Source organism: Streptomyces niveiscabiei, assembly GCF_001419795.1.
GTDB lineage: Bacteria > Actinomycetota > Actinomycetes > Streptomycetales > Streptomycetaceae > Streptomyces > Streptomyces niveiscabiei.
Genome location: NZ_LIRL01001399.1, coordinates 1 through 1,145, shown reverse-complemented (window position 1 = coordinate 1,145; position 1,145 = coordinate 1). Strand labels below are relative to the sequence as shown.

General features: G+C 71.2%; 1 protein-coding gene. It reads right to left on the bottom strand.

Translation table 11 applies throughout. The annotated features are described in order from the left end of the window. Window positions 1-1,098, bottom strand: a 1,098-nt coding sequence (locus AOK24_RS44455; protein ID WP_055725479.1) for an acyl-CoA carboxylase subunit beta, incomplete at its 3' end; no start/stop codon positions are given. Between the last annotated feature and the right edge of the window lie 47 nt (window positions 1,099-1,145).

The window sequence follows — 1,145 nt, the reverse complement described above, 5'->3', positions numbered from 1 at the left end:
CAGCAGCGGGACGTCCCGCTGGTTGGCCAGCTGGATGAACTGGGCCGCCTTCTGGGACTCCTGGCTGAACAGCACGCCCTGCGCGTTCGCGAGCACCCCGACGGGATAGCCGTGCAGGGTCGCCCAGCCCGTCGTGAGGCTCGTCCCGTACAGCGGTTTGAACTCGTCGAAGTCGGAGGCGTCGACGATCCTCGCGATCACCTCGCGCGGGTCGAACGGAATCTTCAGATCGCCGGGGACGATCCCCAGGAGCTCGTCCTCGTCGTACTTCGGAGGGAGCGCCGGGGGCGGGTCGCCGTACGCCTTGCGGTGGTTGAGGCGGGCCACCACGCGGCGTGCCTGCCGGATCGCGTCCCGCTCGTCGACCGCGAAGTGGTCCGCGAGGCCCGACACGCGCGCGTGCATCTCGGCGCCGCCCAGGGACTCGTCGTCGCTCTCCTCGCCGGTCGCCATCTTCACGAGGGGCGGGCCGCCGAGGAACACCTTCGCGCGCTCCTTGACCATGATCACGTGATCGGACATCCCGGGGATGTACGCGCCGCCCGCGGTGGAGTTGCCGAAGACGACCGCGACCGTGGGGATGCCCGCCGCCGACAGGCGCGTGAGATCGCGGAAGATCGCGCCCCCGGGGATGAAGATCTCCTTCTGGGACGGCAGATCGGCGCCCCCGGACTCCACCAGGCTGACGCAGGGCAGCCGGTTGGCCAGCGCGATGTCGTTCGCCCTGAGGGCCTTCTTGAGACTCCACGGATTGCTCGCGCCCCCGCGCACGGTGGGGTCGTTCGCCGTGATCAGGCACTCGATGCCCTCGACGACCCCGATCCCCGTCACCAGCGACGCGCCCACGGGGTACTCGCTCCCCCAGGCCGCGAGCGGCGACAGCTCCAGGAACGGCGTATCGGCGTCCACCAACAGCTCGATCCGCTCCCGCGCGAGCAGCTTCCCGCGCGCGCGATGCCGCTCGACGTACTTCGGCCCGCCCCCCGCGAGCGCCTTCGCCTGCTCGGCCGCCAACTCGTCGAGCTTGGCGAGCATGGCCTCACGGTTCGCCCGGTAGTCGGGGCCGTGCACATCCAGGGCCGTGGTCAGGACGGTCACGGGGCGGCCTCCATGGGGGTGAGCGGCACGGTTCCAGCGCCGGAGGG